Source organism: Streptomyces marokkonensis (assembly GCF_039539045.1).
Classification (GTDB): Bacteria; Actinomycetota; Actinomycetes; order Streptomycetales; family Streptomycetaceae; genus Streptomyces; species Streptomyces marokkonensis.
In genome coordinates, this window is the sequence record NZ_BAABCQ010000006.1 from 39,504 (window position 1) to 59,016 (window position 19,513).

The window sequence follows — 19,513 nt, forward strand, 5'->3', positions numbered from 1 at the left end:
ATGACCTCCCCGCGCGTCGTGACCGCCGTGGCCCACCGCGGCGACCCGTACCTGCACCGCGAGAACACGATCGAGTCGCTGCGCTCCGCCCTCGACCGGGGTGCGGACGCGGTCGAGACCGACGTACGCCTCACCCGGGACGGCGTGCCCGTGCTGCTGCACGACGAGACGCTGAAGCGGCTCTGGCAGCGGGACCGGCCACTGCGTACCCTGTCGGCCCAGGAGGTGCGCGGGCTCACGGCGGGCCGGGTGCCGACGCTCGCGGAGGCGCTGGCCGCGACGGAGGGCAGCCGGCTGATGCTCGACCTGCCGGGCGGACCGGGCGAGCGGGCGGTCCGGCGCATCGTGGACGTCGTCCGCGAGTGCGGGGCGCGGGACCGCGTGTACTACTGCGCGGGCCCCGCCGCCATGCTCGCGGTGCGCGCGGCCGACCCGGCGGCCGAGATCGCGCTGACCTGGACCACGGCGGCCCCGCCCCGGCCCGCCGTGCTGACGGCGGTACGGCCGCGCTGGCTCAACTACCGGTTCGGGCTGGTGGACCGGGCACTGGCCGAGCGCGTCCACCGCGACGGCCACCTGCTCTCCGTCTGGACCCCCGACACCCGCCGCTCGATGCGCCGGCTGCTCGCCCTGGGAGTCGACTCGATCACGACCAACCGCATCGGCACGCTGTGTGCCCTGCGCGGCGGCGGGCCCCACCCGCAAGGGCCCCACCCGCAAGGGCCCCACCCGCAAGGGCCCCACCCGCAAGGACCTCTCCCGTAAGGGCGATCCCGTACAAGTCCCCTGCCGGATAAGGGACTTCCCCGAGGCCGACTCCGGGACGGGCACCCTCCTCACCGACGATCCGCCAGGGGGCGCGGCGCACCAGGATGATCAGTGATCCTTCCGCCGGAACCCGCCTCAGCCCCCTGGAGCAGTCGATGCGCGCCCGTACCCACTCCGTCCTCGCCGCCTCCGTCGTCCTGGCCCTGGCCGCCGGCCCGTTGGCCGCCCCGGCGTTCGCCGCGTCGCCCGCCTCCGTCGCGGCCCACACCGCCGACCGGCCCGGGGACGGGCTGGACAGGGAGGGGCCGGACGGGGACGCGCTGGACAGGGACGCGCTGCGCGCCGCCATCGCCGCCGTCCCGAACCAGCACGCCACGGCCGCCCTCGTGCGGGTCGGCGGCACCGACGGCGGCTGGCGTGGCAGGGCCGGCGTGCGCGACCTGACCAGTGACCGGCCCGCACATCCGAACGCCCGTTTCCGCGCCGGTTCGGTCACGAAGGTCGTCACCGCCGCCACCGTCCTGCGGCTCGCGGCGCAGGACAGGATCGACCTGGACGCACCGGTGCAGGACCACCTCCCCGATCTGTTCACGCCGGACTTCGAGGAGCCGATCAGCGTCCGGCAGCTGCTGAACCACACCAGCGGCATCCAGCCGGGCGACGGTCTCGGCGACGACTTCGCGGAGGTGTACGCGCACCGCTTCGACACGCTCACCCCGCAGCGGGTCGCGGCGTCGGCGATCGCGAAGGGACCGGAGTTCGAGCCCGGGAAGCAGCAGCACTACCTGAACATCAACTACACGATCCTCGGCCTGCTGATCGAGAAGGTGACGGGACGCTCGTACGCCTCCGAGGCCACGCGCCTGGTCCTGCGCCCGGCCGGCATGCGTCACACGTACTTCCCGGGCACCGACCCCCGCATCCGCGGCCCGCACAACCGGGGCTACCAGACGGTGGAGCAGCCGGACGGGACGGTGAAGCTGGTCGACGTGACCGAGTGGAACCACGCGGACCGCTGGGCGGCCGGCGACATGATCTCGACCATGGCCGACCTGGAGCGGCTCCTCACGGAGCTGTTCGAGGGGCGGATCGTGCCGCAGCCGGAGTTGGAGGAGATGTTCACGACCCCGGCGGGCCTCCCGGACGCGACCCGCAGCGCGGGACTGCAGTACACGAAGGTGAGCGGCAAGATCTTCTGGGGCAAGTCGGGTTCCCGCTACGGCTACAGCGCGCTCATCGGCGGCACCCGAGACCTGAGCCGCACCCTCGTCTACTCGGTCAACGCCACGGACGCCAAGAGCGCGGACCGGAACCCGGTCATCGACGCGATCACCGCGGCCGCGCTGAAGTAGCCCCCGTCAGCCGTCGCGCCACTGGATTGGTCATGCCGCTCAGTCTGCTAGACGCCCACGATCCCGTTCCACCGCTTCGCGAACTCCGGCCGCTCCCCCGCCTCGATGTCCCGCGCGATCGCGAGCCGTTCACGCATCGCCGCGTCCGGGAAGATCAGCGGGTCCTCGGCCAGCGCGGCGGTCTCCTCGTCGTCGGAGGAGGCGAGCACGTCCCGCGCGGCGGGCACGGGGCAGACGTAGTTGACCCAGGCGGCCAGCTCGGCGGCGACCTCGGGCCGGTAGTAGTAGTCGATCAGGCGCTCGGCGTTGGCCTTGTGGCGGGCCAGGTTGGGGATCATCAGGGACTCCGACCACAGCTCGGCGCCCTCCTCCGGGACGACGAACTCGATGTCCGGGTCGTCCGCCTGGAGCTGGATCACGTCACCGGAGTAGGCCTGGCAGGCCAGGACGTCCCCACTCGAGAGGTCCTTGATGTAGTCGTTGCCGGTGAAGCGCCGGATCTGGCCCTTGTCGACCTGCCGCTCCACCAGGTCGCACATCGCGTGGAAGTCGTCCGCCGTCCAGTCGGTGATGTCCACGCCGTCGCCCTGCATCAGCAGCGCGAACGCCTCGTCCATGCCGGACAGCAGGGTCACCCGGCCCGTGAGGTCGTCGGCCCACAGCTCGGACACGTGCCGGATCTCCCGGCCGAGCCCGCGGCGGTTGTACGCGATGCCGGTGATGCCCGACTGCCAGGGCACGGTGAACCTCCGGCCCGGGTCGAAGGCGGGCGAACGCAGCAGCGGGTCGAGGTGCTCGGTGACGTTCGGCTGACGGGAGCGGTCCATCTCCTGCACCCAGCCGAGCCGGACGAACCGCCCGCACATCCAGTCGCTGATGACGATCAGGTCGCGGCCGGTGGGCCGGTGGTTCATCAGGGACGGGCTGACCTTCCCGAAGAACTCGTCGTTGTCGTTGATCTCCTCGATGTACTCGACGGAGATGCCCGACCGCTTCTCGAACGCCTCCAGCGTGGGCCGCCGGCTCGGACTCTCGTCGTCGGTGTCGATGTACAACGGCCAGTTCGCCCAGGTCAGCCGTCGTTCGGTGGCGGACCGGTCGGTCGCGGACCGGTCGCCCGGCGCGACGTACGCGGCCGGCACGCCGCAGCCCGCCAGCGCGCCGGTCAGCGTTCCGGCCGCGGCGGAGCCGCCCAGGCCGCGCAGCAGGGACCGACGGGAGAGCGAGGGCGTCTTCGGGAGCAGGGGCATGGCCGCAGGATGCCGCGCCCGCCCCGCCGGGGACAATCGACGCCGCGTCGAGCGCGTTCGTCCAGCCCGGACACACTGTCGATCGGGGCGGGCCGGCGGGTCACACGGCGCTGCCCCCGGACGAGTCCACGTCCAGGGGCAGCGTTGCCGGAACCAGGTGGTCACACGTCCAGCGACGTCATCACGTGCTTGACCCGCGTGTAGTCGTCGAAGCCGTACGACGAGAGGTCCTTGCCGTAACCGGACTGCTTGAAGCCGCCGTGCGGCATCTCGGCGACCAGCGGGATGTGGGTGTTGATCCACACACAGCCGAAGTCCAGCTTCTTGGACATCCGCATGGCGCGCCCGTGGTCCTTGGTCCACACCGAGGAGGCCAGGGCGTACTCGACACCGTTGGCCCACTCCACCGCCTGATCCTCGTCGCGGAAGGACTGGACGGTGATGACGGGGCCGAAGACCTCCTTCTGGACGATCTCGTCGTCCTGCCTGAGGCCCGAGACGACGGTCGGGGCGTAGAAGTAGCCCTTCTCGCCGACCTGGTGGCCGCCCGCCTCGACCTTGGCGTGGGCGGGGAGGCGCTCGACGAACCCGGCGACCTGCTTGAGCTGGTTGGCGTTGTTGAGCGGGCCGTACAGCACGTCCTCGTCGTCCGGCCGGCCGGTCCTGGTCTCGGCCGCCGCCTTCGCGAGCGCGCTCACGAACTCGTCGTGGATCGCCTCGTGGACGAGCACGCGGGTGGCCGCCGTGCAGTCCTGGCCGGCGTTGAAGAAGCCCGCGACCGAGATGTCCTCGACGGCCTTGGGGATGTCGGTGTCCTCGAAGACGACGACCGGCGCCTTGCCGCCCAGCTCCAGGTGGACCCGCTTGAGGTCCCTCGACGCCGACTCGGCGACCTGCATGCCGGCCCGCACGGAGCCGGTGATGGAGGCCATCGCCGGGGTCCGGTGCTCGACCATCAGGCGGCCGGTGTCGCGGTCGCCGCAAACGACGTTGAAGACGCCCTTGGGCACGATCGAGCCGATGATGTCGGCCATCAGGGTGGTGGAGGCCGGGGTCGTGTCCGAGGGCTTGAGGACGACCGTGTTGCCCGCGGCGAGCGCCGGGGCGAACTTCCACACGCCCATCATCATCGGGTAGTTCCACGGCGCGACCTGCGCGCAGACGCCGATCGGCTCGCGGCGGACCATGGAGGTCAGTCCCTCCATGTACTCACCTGCGCTGCGCCCCTCCAGCATCCGCGCCGCGCCCGCGAAGAAGCGGATCTGGTCGACCATCGGCGGGATCTCCTCGGAGCGGGTCAGCCCGATGGGCTTGCCCGTGTTCTCCACCTCGGCCGCGATCAGCTCCTCGGCCCGCTCCTCGAACGCGTCCGCGATCTTCAGCAGGGCCTTCTGCCGCTCGGCCGGGGTGGTGTCGCGCCAGGCCGGGAAGGCCGCGGCGGCGGCCGCCATAGCGGCGTCGACGTCCGCCTGCCCGGACAGGGGGGCGGTCGCGTAGGCCTCGCCCGTGACGGGGTTGACCACCTCCGTGGTCCGTCCGTCGGCGGCGTCCCGGAACTCACCGTCGACGTAGTTGCGTAGCGTGCGCAGCCGACCCAGCTCGGTACTCACTGCCGGCCCTCCAAGTTCGGGTGTCCAGTAACTGAGACACCCACACTAGACGGAGACCTGACGTTTTCAACACCCCCGCCCCTGGCTGAGTTGCGAAATCCGTAGCATCGACCCGCACACACAACGGATTTCATCGATCCAACCTTGCGAAACTGTCGATACGTCGTGCACAGTGAAGCTGTGGCCAGTCGAAGCGCAGACCAGAAGGACTCCCGCGAGTCCAGGAACGGCGGTCCCCAGTTGGACGCCGTCTCCCTCGCGATCATCGAGCAGCTCCAGGAGGACGGCCGCCGGCCCTACGCCGCCATCGGCAAGGCCGTGGGCCTGTCGGAGGCGGCCGTGCGACAGCGCGTCCAGAAGCTCCTCGACCAGGGCGTGATGCAGATCGTCGCCGTCACGGACCCGCTCACCGTGGGCTTCCGTCGCCAGGCGATGGTCGGCGTCCGGGTCGAGGGCGACGTGGAGTCCGTCGCCGACGCGGTGGCGGCCATGTCCGAGTGCGAGTACGTCGTGATGACCGCGGGCTCCTTCGACCTGATGGTGGAGGTCGTCTGCGAGGACGACGACCACCTTCTGGACGTCATCAACCAACGCATCCGGGCCGTCCCCGGGGTGCGCTCCACCGAGAGCTTCGTCTATCTCAAGCTCAAGAAGCAGACCTACATGTGGGGAACCCGATAATCGTGAGCACAGACAAGGACCTCAGCCGGACCGCGTACGACCACCTGTGGATGCACTTCACCCGCATGTCGTCGTACGAGAACGCCCCCGTCCCCACCATCGTCCGCGGTGAGGGCACCCACATCTACGACGACAAGGGTAAACGCTACCTCGACGGTCTCGCCGGCCTGTTCGTGGTCCAGGCCGGACACGGCCGCACGGAGCTCGCCGAGACCGCCTCGAAGCAGGCGCAGGAGCTCGCCTTCTTCCCGGTGTGGTCCTACGCCCACCCCAAGGCCGTCGAGCTTGCCGAACGCCTGGCGAACGAGGCCCCCGGCGACCTCAACAAGGTCTTCTTCACCACCGGCGGCGGCGAGGCGGTCGAGACCGCCTGGAAGCTCGCCAAGCAGTACTTCAAGCTGACCGGCAAGCCGACCAAGTACAAGGTCATCTCCCGCGCGGTCGCCTATCACGGCACACCGCAGGGCGCCCTGTCGATCACCGGTCTGCCCGCCCTCAAGGCCCCGTTCGAGCCGCTCGTGCCGGGCGCGCACAAAGTGCCGAACACCAACATCTACCGCGCCCCGCTCTTCGGTGACGACCCCGAGGCCTTCGGCCGCTGGGCCGCCGACCAGATCGAGCAGCAGATCCTGTTCGAGGGCCCGGAGACGGTCGCGGCCGTCTTCCTGGAGCCCGTGCAGAACGCCGGCGGCTGCTTCCCGCCCCCGCCCGGCTACTTCCGGCGGGTGCGCGAGATCTGCGACCAGTACGACGTGCTGCTCGTCTCCGACGAGGTCATCTGCGCCTTCGGCCGCCTGGGCACCACGTTCGCCTGCGACAAGTTCGGCTACGTCCCGGACATGATCACCTGCGCCAAGGGCATGACCTCGGGCTACTCCCCGATCGGCGCGTGCGTCATCTCCGACCGCCTGGCCGAGCCGTTCTACCGGGGCGACAACACCTTCCTGCACGGCTACACCTTCGGCGGCCACCCGGTCTCCGCCGCGGTCGGCATCGCCAACCTCGACCTGTTCGAGCGCGAGGGCCTCAACCAGCACGTGCTCGACAACGAGGGCGCCTTCCGCGCCACCCTGGAGAAGCTGCACGACCTGCCGATCGTCGGCGACGTCCGCGGCAACGGCTTCTTCTACGGCATCGAACTGGTCAAGGACAAGGTCACCAAGGAGTCCTTCGACGAGGAGGAGACCGAGCGCGTCCTGTACGGCTTCCTCTCCAAGAAGCTCTTCGAGAACGGCCTGTACTGCCGTGCCGACGACCGCGGCGACCCGGTCATCCAGCTCGCCCCGCCGCTGATCTCCAACCAGGAGACCTTCGACGAGATCGAGCAGATCCTGCGCGCCACGCTGACGGAGGCGTGGACGAAGCTCTGATCCGGCGCCTGGTCCGGATGTCCGATCCGGGCGTCTGATCCGGATGTCCGATCCGGGCGTCTGATCCGACTGTCTGATCCGGGCGTACTCCGATCATCCGTCCGGATGATCATCACCGGCCCCGGTGCCGTCCGTTCGAGTGGGAACGGCGGTCCGGGGCCGCGTGCTGTGCGGCTTCCTCCGCGAGGACTCCTTACGGTGCCGTTTGACTCCTCCCCCTCGTTGGACGACAGGGATTCCCGGCTCACACAGCCCCGTCGCTCAGCGAACGACCGAGTCTCACGCGATCAACACCATCCGGGTCGGGACCAGCCCGGTCGGCACAACTGCCATGGAGGTGGTGGCACGTGCTTGATTCTCGCGACGCGCTGTCACGACGGACTCCACGCGCGCCCAAGCCCGTGCCCTCCAGTCCTCACCTTCGTTCCCCCGTACGAGGGAATCAGCACGGTACTTCTGACCAGAACCGAGGTGTACGCCCATGGAGGCTCCGCCGGACCACGACGTGCTCCGGGCCCACGCCCTGCACTTCCAGCACCACGACGGCTCACCCGCGCTGCAAGGTGTGTCGCTCGGCGTCCGCGAAGGCGAGATCCTCGCGGTGAGCGGCCCGCGCGGCAGCGGCAAGACCACGCTGCTGCGGTGTCTGTCCGGCCTGGTCCGGCCACAGGAGGGCGAGGTGTGGTTCGGCAACGTGCCGGTGCACACCATGGGCCCGCTCGGCCGCGAACGACTGCGCCGCGACCGCTTCGGCTGGATCGACCCCGCCCCTGTGCTCGTCCCGGAGCTCAACACCTGGGAGAACGCCGCCCTCCCCCTCATGCTGCGCGGTGTCGCCCGGCGCCGGGCCAAAACCGCCGCGCTGGAGTGGCTGGAGCGCCTCGACGTCGGCGACAAGGTCCGTCGGCGCCCGGACGAACTCCAGCAGGCCGAGCGGCAGCGCGTCTGCATCGCCCGCGCGCTCGCCGTCGCCCCCGCGGTCCTCTTCGCCGACGAGCCGACGGCCCCCCTGCACCGCGCCGACCGCGCCCAGGTCCTGCGGACGCTCACCACGGCGGCCCGCTCGCACGGCATCACCGTCCTCCTCGCCACGCACGACTCGCGGACCGCCGCCCTCGCGGACCGCACGGTGGCGCTGCTGGACGGACGGCGGGTGCGGACCGTGCACCTTCCGCCGGTCACCGGGCCCGCGGTGGCCACGGAAGCCACGGGAACCCCCGGAACGGAAGGCCGGCCGGCGTGCTCGCTCTCCGCCTGACCCGCGTCGCCCACCTCGCCGTCCAACTGCGCCGCCTGCTGGTCGCGGTGGCTTCGGCGGGCACGGGCTTCCTGCTGCTGTGCGCCCTCGGCCACGCGATGACCCACCCGGACACACCCGGAGCCTCCGCCCTCCGGCTGGCCTGGTGCGCGGCACCGCTGGCCGCCACCGTGTACCTCGCCGTCGCCGTCGCCCGCACCGATCCCGGCTCCCGGCCCCGCCCGGGACTGTCGGCGATCGGCCTGGGCCCCGGCCGGCTGATGGCCGTCTCGGCGACGACCACGGCCCTGTCCGGCGCGCTCGGCTCGGTGGTGGCCCTGCTCCTCTTCCTGCACCTGCGCGGCGACCTGACGAGCCTGCCCTTCGACGGTGCCGCGGCCGACGCGCTGGCCGTCGGCCGGCCCCTCCCCGTCCCGGCGGCACTGACCCTGCTGACCCTGGTACCGGCCACGGCGTCGGCCGCGGTGGCGCTGACGCTGCGCCCCCGCGAGCCCCGCCGCACGCCGCCCACCGGCTCGCGCGGCTACGGCCGCTTCGGCGCGTACGGCTGGGGCAAGGCCCGCGAGACCTTCGGTGCGTACGGCCGCTTCGGCGCCCGCCTGGCACCGGCCACGGCGGGCGGCGGAGCCGCTCGGCCGGCACCGGCCGCGGACATGACCGCGGGGACACCCGCCGCCACCGTCGCGCCCACCCGTGCCGCCGTGGCCACGCACGTGGACACCGCACCGGTGGACGCGACGGGAGACACCCTGCGAGCGCGGGCCGACGTCACCCGCGCCTCGGCCACAGCGGACGTCCCGCAGCCGACTCCGGACGCCGTACCCACCCCCGTGTCCCCGACCGCGGCCCCGACCGTGGCCGACGCGCCCCGTCCCCAGAGCACCACCGCCCTCCCCTGGGGCATCGCCGTGCTCACCGCCGGCCTCGCCGTCGAGACGTACGCCGGCAACACCGCTTCCCCCGGCCCCGACACCACCCCCTCCGCCGGCGTCCTCATCGGCTGGGCCGTCACCGCCCTGGGCCTCGCCCTGGCCGGCCCCGGCCTGACCCACCTCTGCGGCCGCCTGCTCCAGGCAGCCCGCCCCGGCGCCCTGCGCCTGCTGGCCGGCCGAGTCCTCATGGAGGAGTCGCGCCGCATCGGCCGCCCCCTCGGCGTCGTATGCGCCGTGGCCTCCGCGGCCTACGTCGCAGCCACGCTGTACGACGGCGACGGACCGGTCTTCGGCCCGCTCAGCACGCTCGGCGCCCTGCTCGTGGCCGGCTGTGCGGTGGCCACCCTGCTCACCGCGGCCGTCGAGGCCAAACACGCCCGCACCGACACCACTGACGCCCTGCTGCGGCTGGGCGCGCCCCCCGCGACCCTGCGCGCCGCCGCCGCGGTACGCGCCGGCGCCCTGCTCGCCCTGTTCGGCCCGCTGACCCTGATCGTGGCGGGGCTCGCATCGCTGCCACTGGCCCGCTGAGCGCCGTGGCGGCCGCCGTGTCGCCCCCGCACTGCCCCTGTACTGCCCGGTAGAAGATTTTCGAAGAAGTCTGCGAGCCGGCGATGAGTTTCGCGAGCCCGTCGCGTCTACCCCTTCGAACGGCATGACCACAGCAGGACACCGACGGGAGAGGCCCCCCATGTACCAGCAGATGATCTTCGTGAACCTGGCCACCAGCAACCTTGACGCCTCGAAGAAGTTCTTCATCGAGCTCGGTTACGAGATCAACGCCCAGTTCAGCGACGACACCACCGCCTCGATCCCACTGAGCGAGGCCATCGTGGTGATGGTGCACACGCCGGAGAAGTACCGGCAGTTCACGAAGAAGGAGATCGTGGACTCGACGAAGTCCAGTGAAGTACTGATCGCGCTGAGCGCCGAGAGCCGCGAGAAGGTCGACGAGCTGGTGGAGAAGGCGGTCGCCGCCGGCGGCTCGGTCTCCGGCGAGACCCAGGACCACGGTTTCATGTACGGCCGCGCCTTCGACGACCTCGACGGCCACACCTTCGAGGTCGTGTGGATGGACCCGTCGGCGGTCGAGGGCTGAGCAGGGCACACGCCACAGCATGGGCGGCTGGATCCCTCACCCGCCCGGCCCGGGGCCCGGTCACAGACACGGCCGTCTCGCCGGTGGACGGGTGGCGGGCGCAGACGCTGAAACGTCTCGGCGGTTAATAACACGGCAAAGCCAACGCCCTTGACCGACACATGCGTTGACACTGCTCATGCACCGCTTATAGACCAGTGGGGCTCGTAGGTGTGCTGACGCCACGTCATTCACGCGTCAGCACCCTCTTCACCCCCCGCATCTGCGCTCCCGTAAAGGACAAACGTGGCAGTCCTGTCCATAATCAGTCGTACGGCATCACGCCGCGGCGTTCGCGCCCTCGGCGTCGCCTCCGCCTCGGTGGCCCTGGCCCTCGGCTCCGCCGGTAGCGCCCTCGCCTGCGACATCAGTGAGTTCTCCGCCGCCGCCGTGTGCGAGGGCGACAAGGGTGTCATCACCGTCACCGACGTGGACCCCGCCGGCATCCCCGCCACCGTCACCGTGTACCTGCAGAACAACGGTGCCGACGCCGAGAAGATCGGCGAGCAGGTGGTCGAGGGCTCGCGCGAAGGCAGTACGATCACCTTCCCCGCGGACTGGAAGCCGAACGCCGAGTACCGCGTCCACGTCAGGGCCGACAGCTATGTCGACGAGGACATCAAGCCGAACCTCGTGACCCCGTCGACCTCCTGCGAGACCGAGGACACCCCGACCCCGACCCCGTCGGAGAGCTCCTCCACCCCGACCGAGGAGACCGAGACGCCGGCCCCGGCGCCGTCCACCTCGGCACCGTCCACGTCGGCACCGTCGCCGAGCGAGAGCATCGCGCCGGCGGCCGTACCGAGCAATGCCCCGTCCCCGGCGGCCGGTGAGTCCAACCTCGCCGAGACCGGCGCCAACTCGAACACCGGCATGATCGTCGGCATCGCGGCGGCCCTGGTCGCCGTCGGTGGCGCCGCGGTCTTCTTCGGCCTGCGCCGCCGCGGGGCGAACAGCGACCGCTGACGCTCACACACCGGTGCCCGGGCAACGGTGGTGGCCCGTCCCCGGCCGGGGACGGGCCATCGCCGCGTCGTGTCTCCTCTCGTCCTCTCGTGTCAGCCGAACGTCACCTTCTCCAGCCAGAGGTCCAGCAGCCCGCGGTCGCCGAGCACCTGGAGTCCGGGGGCGTCCAACGGAAGCCTGCGGTAGAAGGCCAGCAGCACGTCCGTGAGCGGGCCCCGCAGCGCCACGGTCGCCTTCTCGTGGCCGCGGCGCCAGGTGACGCCGTCCTCCGGAAGCTCGACCAGCCACTCCGCGTTCAGGTCGGCCGCGGTGTCCGTGGCGTGCAGGTGGATACTCCGGCCCGGCGCCCGCAGTTCCCTGGTCGGCCCGTCCGGAACGACCCGCTGCACGAACCGCACGATCTCCAGCCACTCGTCGATCGCGTCCGCCGCCACGTCGGCCGCGACGGCTTCGAACGGCCGGTCCGCCGCGAGTGCCGCGTCCGCCCCGTGGACGACGAGTTCGTGGGTCATCCGGCGGGCCCAGAAGCCCGCGGTGTGGTTCCCGGACCACGACCACGCCCGCCCGTCCGGACCGGCCTCGCGCAGCGCGCGCACGACCGCCTCGCCGGACTCCTCCAGCCATGCCGTCAGCGCGACCGGGTCCCCCTGGGCCCCGGGCCCCGCCGAGCCCGGCGCCCGGTCCAACGGGACCTCCTCCTCGGCGCGGGTCCGGACGATCAGTTCCGTCCAGCGCAGGGCCCGGCCGACGTGCCGCGCCAGGTCCTCCAGGGTCCAGTCCGGGCAGGTCGGCACGGTGGCGGACAGGTCGGCGCCGAAGGACAGCACGGACCCGAACCGGCCCACCTGGTGGGCTATCTCGTCGCAGTAGCGGTCATGGGCGAGGAGTGTCATGCCCGTCACCCTACGAGCGGGACGATCCCCCGAGCACGGCGATTTCCGCCGCGTCGAACTCCACCCCGACCGCGTCCCCGACCTCCGGCGCCGCCCGCAGCGCGCACGCCGCCTCCAGGCGCGGCGCCCCCTCGGGCTGGAGGTGGACGGCCACGTGCGTGCCCCGGAAGGTGCGGGCGGTGACCGTGCAGCGCAGACCCGCGTCGGCGGGCACCAGACGGACCCCGGCAGGCCGTACGAGCAGGGTGCGCGTGCCCTGCGGGGCGTCGTCGGGAACCGGCACCTTGCCCCACGGGGTGACCGCGGCCTGCCCGGCGACGGTCGCCTCGACGACGTTGTCGAAGCCGAGGAAGCGGGCCACGAAGGCGTCGACCGGCCGCTGCCACACCTCCAGCGGTGTCCCCGACTGGGCGATCCGCCCGTCCCGCATGACCACGACCCGGTCGGCGAGCGCGAAGGCCTCGCCCTGGTCGTGCGTCACGGCGAGCACGGTGGTGCCCAGCCGGCCGAAGAGCTCCCGCAGTTCCACCACGAGCCGCTCCCGCAGCGAGCGGTCGAGCTGGCCGAGCGGTTCGTCCAGCATCAACAGCCGGGGCCGGGGCGCGAGGGCACGGGCCAGCGCCACCCGCTGCTGCTCACCTCCGGAGAGCGCGGCGACGGACCGGTGGCCGGCACCCGGCAGCCCGACCATTTCCAGCAACTCTCCGACCCGACCGTGCTGTTCGGCACGGGAGGCGCCGCGCATCCGCGGCCCGAAGGCGATGTTTCCGGCCACGTCCCGCTGCGGGAAGAGCTGGTGGTCCTGGAACATCAGCCCGACCTCGCGTTGGTGCGCGGGGACTCCCGACTGGTCCCGTCCGTCCAGCGTCACCCGTCCGGCGTCCAGCGGCTGGAGCCCGGCGACCGCCCGCAGCAGGGTCGACTTGCCGCTGCCGCTGGGCCCGAGCACGCACACCACCTCGTGCTCGGCGACACCGAGGCCGACGGCGTCGAGCACGGCCCGCCCGCCGAAGCGGACCGTCGCACCCTCAAGACTCAGCAGCATCGCCGGCACTCCCGCACTCCTGGAAACACCCGTATCGCCGGCACTTCCGGCATCGCCGACACCTCCAGCATCGCGAGCACCTCCCGCATCCCTAGAACTCCCCGCCCCGGTCGGTCCGCAGCCGTTCCAGTACCACCAGGGCCACCGCGCACACCAGCATCAGAATCGTCGAAAGAGCCATGGCCTGGCCGTAGTTCATGTCGCCGGGACGCCCCAGCAGCCGCGCCACGGCCACCGGCAGCGTCGGGTTGTCGGGCCGCGCGATGAACACGGTCGCCCCGAACTCCCCGAGCGACACCGCGAAGGCGAACCCGGCCGCGACCAGCAGAGCCCGCCGCACCATCGGCAGGTCGACCTCCCGCCACACCCGCCACGGCGACGCCCCGAGCACGGACGCCGCCTCCCGCAGCCGTACGTCCACCGCCCGCAGCACCGGCAGCATGGTCCGTACGACGAAGGGGACCCCGACCAGTGCCTGCGCCAGCGGCACCAGGATCCAGGACGCCCGGAGATCCAGCGGGGGTTCGTCCAGCGCGATCAGGAACCCGAAGCCGACCGTCACCGCGGACACCCCGAGCGGCAGCATCAGCAGCGCGTCGAAGCCGCGTACGAAGCGGCCCGCGTCGCGGCGGGTGAGCGCGGTGGCGGCCAGCGCTCCGATCACCACGGCGATGGCGGTGGCCACGACGGCGTACTGGAGGGAGTTGCCGATCGCCTCGATGGGCGGGACGAGGAAGGTACCGCCGTCCTCGCGGGTCAGCGCCCGGTAGTAGCCGAAGCCGGGTGCGCCCAGCGACCGCTCGACCAGTACGGCGAGCGGCAGCACCAGCAGCACGGCGATGGTGGCCAGGACCCCGGCCAGCAGGACCCACTGCCCGGTGCCGCGCGGCCGGCGCGCGGTCGTGGCCGCGTCCACCAGCCGCAGGGCCGTCTCCCGCCGCCGTACCGTCCAGGCGTGCACGGCGAGGATGGCGGCCACCGCGGCGAACTGGATCAGCGTCAGCACGGCGGCCGTGGACAGGTCGAAGATCTGGGAGGTCTGCCGGTAGATCTCCACCTCCAGGGTGGAGAAGGCGGGCCCGCCGAGGATCTGGACCACGCCGAAGGAGGTGAAGGTGAACAGGAACACCATCAGCGCGGCGGCGGCCACGGCCGGCGCGAGCGCGGGCAGGGTCACCTGCCGCCAGGCCGTCAGCCGCGAGGCGCCGAGCATCCGCGCGGCCTCCTCCTGCCGTGGATCGAGCTGCGACCAGAGGCCGCCGACGGTGCGTACGACGACGGCGTAGTTGAAGAAGACGTGCGCGAGGAGGATCGCCCACACGGTGGTGTCCAGCCGTACGCCCCACAGCTCGTCGAGCAGCCCGCCGCGCCCCACCAGCGCCAGGAACGCCGCACCGACGACGACCGTCGGCAGCACGAACGGTACGGTCACCACCGCCCGCAGCACCTGCTTGCCGGGAAAGTCGAAGCGGGCGAAGACGTAGGCGCCCGGCAGGGCGATCAGCAGGGTGAGCGCGGTCGAGGCCAGCGCCTGCCAGGTGGTGAACCACAGCACGTGCCGTACGTCCGGCTGGACGAGCACGTCCCCGATCCGCCCGAACTGCCAGGAACCGTCGATCTCCAGTCCGCGCGCGACGATCGCGGCGACGGGGTAGGCGAAGAACACCGCGAAGAACGCGACGGGCACGGCCATCAGGGCCGGCCGCGCCGCGTTCCCCGTGCGACGCCGGCGTTTGGTCACTTGAGTACGAGTGAGGTCCACGACTTGACCCACTGGTCGCGGTTGTCGGCGATCTTCGCCGGGTCCATGGTCTGCGGGTCCTCGGCCTGCGGCCCGAACTTCCGGAACGCCTCGGGGATCCGCGCGCCCTCCCGCACCGGGTAGACGAACATGTTCAGCGGCAGGTCCTCCTGGAACTCCTTGCCGATGAGGAAGTCGAGGAGTGCCTTGCCGCCCTCGGGGTTGCCGGCGTTGCTCAGCAGACCCGCGTACTCGACCTGGCGGAAGCAGGTGCCGGCGGCGACACCCGTCGGCGCGGTGGTGGGCTGCGGGTCGGCGTAGATGACCTCGGCGGGCGGGGAGGAGGCGTAGGAGACGACGAGCGGGCGGTCGCCCTTGGCCTTCTTGCCGCCGGACGAGCCGGAGAACTCCTCGTTGTACGCCTGCTCCCAGCTGTCGACGACCTGGACGCCGTTCGCCTTCAGCTTCTTCCAGTAGTCCTGCCAGCCCTCGTCGCCGTACTCGGCGGCGGTGCCGAGCAGGAAGCCGAGGCCGGGCGAGGAACCGGCGGCGTCCTCGGTGACGAGCAGGTCCTTGTACTCGGGCTTGACCAGGTCGTCGAGGGATTCCGGCGGGGTCAGCCCGTGCTCGCTGAAGTAGGCCTTGTCGTAGTTGACGCAGATGTCGCCGGTGGTCACGGGCGTGACCCGGTGCTTGTCCCGGTCGGCCCGGTACTCGGGGAGGACCAGGTCGGAGCCCTTCGCCTCGTACGGCTGGAACAGCCCGTTGTCGAGGGCTCGGGAGAGCAGTGTGTTGTCGACGCCGAAGAAGACGTCGCCCTGCGGGTTGTCCTTGGTGAGGATGGCCTTGTTGACGGCCTGCCCGGCGTCGCCGTCCTCCAGGACCCGGACCTTGTAGCCGGAGCTCTTCTCGAAGCCGGCGATGACGTCCTTCGACACGGCCCACGAGTTGTGGCTGACCAGGGTCACGGTTTTGGAGTCGCCGGCGCCCCGGCCGTCGCCGTCGGACGACGATCCGCACGCGGTCAGGCCGCCGACCATGCCGAGTCCGACTGCGAGGACGGTGGCCTTCTTGGTGATGCTCACTGAATTCCTCCTGGGTGACCAGGAGAAGACGCGGCCCCGCCCGGAACCCCTGGCGAGGGTCCCGGGCAGGGCGCAACAGCTCGAGTGGTGACCGATCTCCCTACCCAGAATGACCTGGGCCAGGTTCGGAGGGTCTGCGGCCGGTGCCGCACTCTCAGCGCTGTGGCGCTCCCCTGTCGGAATATGAAGATGTGGTTTCGTATGACGTACGTGTGGAGTTGTCGTTGTCGTTGTCGTTGTCGTTGTCGTTGTCGTACGACGATGTGCTGACGTCGGTCAGGCTACCGCTCGCTCGCGGCGAGCTGACCACACGCCCCGTCGATCTCCTGCCCTCGGGTGTCCCGGATCGTCACCGGCACACCATGCGCCGCGATCGCCTCCACGAACGCCTTCTCGTCCTCGGGCCGCGACGCGGTCCACTTCGAGCCCGGCGTGGGGTTGAGCGGGATGAGGTTGACGTGCACGGGCCGGCCCTTGAGCATCCGCCCGAGCCGGTCGCCACGCCACGCCTGGTCGTTGATGTCCCGGATCAGCGCGTACTCGATCGACAGCCGGCGCCCGGACGCGGCCGCGTACTCGAACCCGGCATCCAGCACCTCACGCACCTTCCAGCGCGTGTTGACGGGGACCAGGGTGTCGCGCAGCTCGTCGTCGGGCGCGTGCAGCGAGATGGCGAGGCGGCACTTGAACCCCTCGCCGGTGAAGCGGTGGATGGCCGGGACGAGACCCACCGTGGAGACCGTGATGCCGCGCTGGGAGAGGCCCAGCCCGTCGGGCTCGGGGTCGGTGAGACGGCGGATGGAACCGACGACCCGGTTGTAGTTGGCGAGCGGCTCGCCCATGCCCATGAACACGATGTTGCTGAGCCGGGCCGGTCCCCCCGGGACCTCGCCGTCCCTGAGCGCCCGCATGCCGTCCACGATCTGGTGCACGATCTCGGCCGTCGACAGGTTCCGGTCCAGGCCGGCCTGACCGGTGGCGCAGAAGGGGCAGTTCATGCCGCAGCCGGCCTGGGAGCTGATGCACATGGTCACCCGGTCCGGGTAACGCATGAGGACGGACTCGACGAGCGTCCCGTCGAACAGCTTCCACAGCGTCTTGCGCGTGGTGCCCTGGTCGGTCGACAGATGCCGCACGACCGTCATCAGCTCGGGCAGCAGCGCCTCCTGGAGGCCCTGACGCGAGCCGGCCGGGATGTCGGTCCACTGCTCGGGGTCGTGCGCGTACCGCGCGAAGTAGTGCTGCGAGAGCTGCTTCGCGCGAAACGGCTTCTCGCCGATCGCGGCGACGGCCTCCTTGCGCTCCGCGGGCGTGAGGTCGGCGAGGTGCCGCGGCGGCCGCTTCGCTGCGCGGGGCGCGACGAAGGTGAGCTCACCTGGGGCGGGACGGGCCACGGTTGGACAACTCCTCATGACGACGGGCCTGTGGCGAATCCCCGCTCATGCGGGGACGACGGCAGAGCCATGCCGAAGCCAGAAGACCTCACCGGACAACCCCCGCGTGGGCGGGGAAACACGAAAGGGCCCGCGACCATGCGGGCCCTTCCAGACTACCTGAACGCTGTCAACCCGATCCGACGAAGATCACCAGCAGCAGCCACACCACCGGCGCCGTGGGCAGCAGCGAGTCCAGGCGGTCCATGATGCCGCCGTGGCCAGGGAGCAGCGTGCCCATGTCCTTGATGCCGAGGTCCCGCTTGATCATGGACTCGCCGAGGTCGCCCAGCGTGGCACTGACGGCGACCGCGAGGCCGAGCAGCAGGCCCTGCCACCAGCTGCCGTCGTCGATCATGAACTGCATGCACAGCGCGCCCGCCACCATCGCGAACGCCACCGCTCCGAGCAGGCCCTCCCGGGTCTTGCCGGGGCTGATGCGCGGGGCGAGCTTGGTCCTGCCGAAGCGCCAGCCGACGGCGTAGGCGCCGGTGTCGCTGACGACCGTCAGTATCAGGAAGACCAGGACGCGTAGGGCGCCGTCGTCCGCCATGAGCATCATCGCGACGAACGTGGCCAGGAACGGCACGTAGAACGCCGCGAAGAGGCCTGCCGTGACGTCCCTGAGGTAGCCCTCCGGCGGCTCGGTCATCCGCCAGACGAGGACCGCCAGTGCCGTGAGCGCCATGGCGACCCACGCGCCCTCGGAGCCCCGGACGTACCCGGCGACCACCATCGCCGCTCCGCCGATCGCGAGCGGCACGAGGGGCGCCTTGATGCCCTTGCGCTCCTGGAGCCGCTTGGTCAGCTCCCAAAGGCCCACCACGACGGCGACCACGATCACGCCGACGAAGGCGGCCTTCACGACGAACAGCGACGCCACGATCACGGCGGCGAGTCCGAGGCCCACCCCTATCGCGGCACCCAGGTCACGCCCCGCGGTCTTCTTCTGCGGCTGCGGCTGCGGCTGCGCCGGCTGGGGGGCGTCGGGCATGGGCTCCGGATTCCGCGGCACCGCCGCATACGGCCGCGCCGACGGATTCCCGCCGCGGTACGCGTCGTCGCGCGGTGGCTCGTCTCGGAACAGGGGACCACTCAGCCGAGCGGTCCCCTGTTCGTCATCCTGGTCTCCGCCGTGTTCAGGTACGCCGGGCACGATGGGCATGGGGCGAGTCTGCTGCGCGTAGTGCGCATCGTACGTGGGACCCGCCGGGGCAGCGCCCCGGACAGGTCCCTGGTCGGACGGCCCCCAGTACCCGGCTTGTGGCGGCGGCGCTCCCCAGGAAGAGTCGTTCATCAGACCTCGAGCAGCTCCGCTTCCTTGTGCTTCAGGAGCTCGTCCACCTGGGCGACGTACTTGGCGGTGGTGTCGTCGAGCTCCTTCTCCGCGCGGCGGCCCTCGTCCTCGCCGACCTCGCCGTCCTTCACCATCTTGTCGATGGTGTCCTTGGCCTTGCGGCGCACGGAACGGATGGAGACCTTGGCGTCCTCGGCCTTGCTCTTGGCGACCTTGATGTAGTCGCGGCGGCGCTCCTCGGTGAGCTCGGGGAACACCACCCGGATGATGTTTCCGTCGTTGCTCGGGTTGACGCCCAGGTCGGAGTCGCGGATCGCCTGTTCGATGTTGCGCAGGGCGCTCTTGTCGAAGGGGGTCACCACGGCCATGCGCGGCTCGGGCACGGAGAACGAGGCCAGCTGGTTGATCGGCGTCAGCGCGCCGTAGTAGTCGGCCACGATCTTGTTGAACATCGCCGGGTGCGCACGGCCGGTGCGGATCGCGGCGAAGTCCTCCTTGGCGACCACGACGGCCTTCTCCATCTTCTCCTCGGCCTCGAGGAGGGTCTCTTCGATCACCACTTGCTCCTGCGTGTCTTGAGTAGGCCCGGCTGCGGTTCCCTGTCGGGGAGGCGGCCGGCTGCGTCGCGTTCTTCCTGCACGGTTCCCGACCGCCGGGACATTGTCCATCCCCCGGTCCGGCCCCGTCCCGTCCG

Annotated in this window: 17 protein-coding genes and 1 riboswitch; of the genes, 8 read left to right on the forward strand and 9 right to left on the reverse strand. The window is 71.2% G+C overall.

What is annotated here, in order from left to right; all coding sequences use genetic code 11:
• Together ABEA26_RS02590 and ABEA26_RS02595 are read left to right on the forward strand one after the other, a co-directional pair.
• Nucleotides 1-765 (forward strand): glycerophosphodiester phosphodiesterase, encoded by a 765-nt coding sequence (locus ABEA26_RS02590; RefSeq protein WP_345588764.1) that lies wholly within the window; start codon nt 1-3, stop codon nt 763-765.
• A gap of 158 nt (nt 766-923) precedes the next feature.
• A complete protein-coding gene (locus ABEA26_RS02595) occupies nt 924-2,120 on the forward strand; it encodes a serine hydrolase domain-containing protein (protein WP_345588847.1) in 1,197 nt (398 codons plus the stop codon).
• Nucleotides 2,121-2,167: 47 nt separating this feature from the next.
• Here the strand turns inward: ABEA26_RS02595 and ABEA26_RS02600 are convergent, their stop codons facing one another.
• Both ABEA26_RS02600 and ABEA26_RS02605 read right to left on the reverse strand, forming a co-directional pair.
• Nucleotides 2,168-3,370, reverse strand: coding sequence for a polyamine ABC transporter substrate-binding protein (locus tag ABEA26_RS02600; RefSeq protein ID WP_345588766.1), 1,203 nt, complete (start codon nt 3,368-3,370; stop codon nt 2,168-2,170).
• A gap of 161 nt (nt 3,371-3,531) precedes the next feature.
• Entirely contained in the window at nt 3,532-4,980 is a 1,449-nt protein-coding gene (locus ABEA26_RS02605; RefSeq protein WP_345588768.1) for a gamma-aminobutyraldehyde dehydrogenase, read from the reverse strand.
• 165 nt (nt 4,981-5,145) lie between these two features.
• On the opposite strand from ABEA26_RS02605, the gene ABEA26_RS02610 reads away from it, so the two are divergent.
• The 6 genes from ABEA26_RS02610 (at nt 5,146) to ABEA26_RS02635 (ending at nt 11,325) form a co-directional block, all read left to right on the forward strand.
• Nucleotides 5,146-5,661 (forward strand): Lrp/AsnC family transcriptional regulator, encoded by a 516-nt coding sequence (locus ABEA26_RS02610; protein ID WP_345588770.1) that lies wholly within the window; start codon nt 5,146-5,148, stop codon nt 5,659-5,661.
• Nucleotides 5,662-5,663: 2 nt separating this feature from the next.
• Nucleotides 5,664-7,031 (forward strand): aspartate aminotransferase family protein, encoded by a 1,368-nt coding sequence (locus ABEA26_RS02615; RefSeq protein ID WP_345588771.1) that lies wholly within the window; start codon nt 5,664-5,666, stop codon nt 7,029-7,031.
• Nucleotides 7,032-7,512: 481 nt separating this feature from the next.
• Nucleotides 7,513-8,289, forward strand: coding sequence for an ABC transporter ATP-binding protein (locus ABEA26_RS02620; RefSeq protein ID WP_345588773.1), 777 nt, complete (start codon nt 7,513-7,515; stop codon nt 8,287-8,289).
• Nucleotides 8,271-9,752 (forward strand): hypothetical protein, encoded by a 1,482-nt coding sequence (locus tag ABEA26_RS02625; RefSeq protein WP_345588775.1) that lies wholly within the window; start codon nt 8,271-8,273, stop codon nt 9,750-9,752. The genes ABEA26_RS02620 and ABEA26_RS02625 overlap by 19 nt, the downstream gene beginning before the upstream one ends.
• 160 nt (nt 9,753-9,912) lie before the next feature.
• Nucleotides 9,913-10,320 carry a VOC family protein gene (locus tag ABEA26_RS02630; RefSeq protein ID WP_345588776.1) on the forward strand — a complete coding sequence of 136 codons (408 nt, stop codon included), beginning with the start codon at nt 9,913-9,915 and terminating at the stop codon, nt 10,318-10,320.
• A gap of 285 nt (nt 10,321-10,605) precedes the next feature.
• The gene (locus tag ABEA26_RS02635) at nt 10,606-11,325 is read left to right on the forward strand and encodes an LAETG motif-containing sortase-dependent surface protein (RefSeq protein WP_345588777.1); all 720 of its coding nucleotides are present in this window, start codon (nt 10,606-10,608) and stop codon (nt 11,323-11,325) included.
• A gap of 92 nt (nt 11,326-11,417) precedes the next feature.
• Here the strand turns inward: ABEA26_RS02635 and ABEA26_RS02640 are convergent, their stop codons facing one another.
• The 7 genes from ABEA26_RS02640 to frr form a co-directional block, all read right to left on the reverse strand.
• Entirely contained in the window at nt 11,418-12,218 is an 801-nt protein-coding gene (locus ABEA26_RS02640; RefSeq protein WP_345588779.1) for a maleylpyruvate isomerase family mycothiol-dependent enzyme, read from the reverse strand.
• Nucleotides 12,219-12,228: 10 nt separating this feature from the next.
• Nucleotides 12,229-13,272 (reverse strand): ABC transporter ATP-binding protein, encoded by a 1,044-nt coding sequence (locus ABEA26_RS02645; protein WP_345588781.1) that lies wholly within the window; start codon nt 13,270-13,272, stop codon nt 12,229-12,231.
• An 82-nt stretch (nt 13,273-13,354) separates the two neighbouring features.
• A complete protein-coding gene (locus tag ABEA26_RS02650; protein ID WP_345588783.1) occupies nt 13,355-15,025 on the reverse strand; it encodes an ABC transporter permease in 1,671 nt (556 codons plus the stop codon).
• Nucleotides 15,001-16,089 (reverse strand): thiamine ABC transporter substrate-binding protein, encoded by a 1,089-nt coding sequence (locus ABEA26_RS02655; protein WP_345588786.1) that lies wholly within the window; start codon nt 16,087-16,089, stop codon nt 15,001-15,003. The genes ABEA26_RS02650 and ABEA26_RS02655 overlap by 25 nt, the downstream gene beginning before the upstream one ends.
• 79 nt (nt 16,090-16,168) lie before the next feature.
• Nucleotides 16,169-16,274: riboswitch (TPP riboswitch) on the reverse strand.
• A gap of 96 nt (nt 16,275-16,370) precedes the next feature.
• The gene (gene rlmN, locus ABEA26_RS02660; RefSeq protein ID WP_345588788.1) at nt 16,371-17,483 is read right to left on the reverse strand and encodes a dual-specificity RNA methyltransferase RlmN; all 1,113 of its coding nucleotides are present in this window, start codon (nt 17,481-17,483) and stop codon (nt 16,371-16,373) included.
• A gap of 169 nt (nt 17,484-17,652) precedes the next feature.
• Entirely contained in the window at nt 17,653-18,819 is a 1,167-nt protein-coding gene (locus ABEA26_RS02665; protein ID WP_345588790.1) for a phosphatidate cytidylyltransferase, read from the reverse strand.
• Nucleotides 18,819-19,376: a ribosome recycling factor gene (gene frr / locus ABEA26_RS02670; protein WP_345588792.1), complete on the reverse strand. Its 558-nt coding sequence runs from the start codon at nt 19,374-19,376 to the stop codon at nt 18,819-18,821. The genes ABEA26_RS02665 and frr overlap by 1 nt, the downstream gene beginning before the upstream one ends.
• Nucleotides 19,377-19,513 lie beyond the last annotated feature (137 nt).

What these genes read in the sequence shown, in the direction of transcription:
- ABEA26_RS02600 (WP_345588766.1), bottom strand. Translation starts at nt 3,370, where the DNA reads ATGCCCCTGCTCCCGAAGACGCCCTCGCTCTCCCGTCGGTCCCTGCTG.
- ABEA26_RS02590 (WP_345588764.1), top strand. Translation starts at nt 1, where the DNA reads ATGACCTCCCCGCGCGTCGTGACCGCCGTGGCCCACCGCGGCGACCCG.
- ABEA26_RS02665 (WP_345588790.1), bottom strand. Translation starts at nt 18,819, where the DNA reads ATGAACGACTCTTCCTGGGGAGCGCCGCCGCCACAAGCCGGGTACTGG.
- ABEA26_RS02595 (WP_345588847.1), top strand. Translation starts at nt 924, where the DNA reads ATGCGCGCCCGTACCCACTCCGTCCTCGCCGCCTCCGTCGTCCTGGCC.
- ABEA26_RS02620 (WP_345588773.1), top strand. Translation starts at nt 7,513, where the DNA reads ATGGAGGCTCCGCCGGACCACGACGTGCTCCGGGCCCACGCCCTGCAC.
- ABEA26_RS02630 (WP_345588776.1), top strand. Translation starts at nt 9,913, where the DNA reads ATGTACCAGCAGATGATCTTCGTGAACCTGGCCACCAGCAACCTTGAC.
- ABEA26_RS02640 (WP_345588779.1), bottom strand. Translation starts at nt 12,218, where the DNA reads ATGACACTCCTCGCCCATGACCGCTACTGCGACGAGATAGCCCACCAG.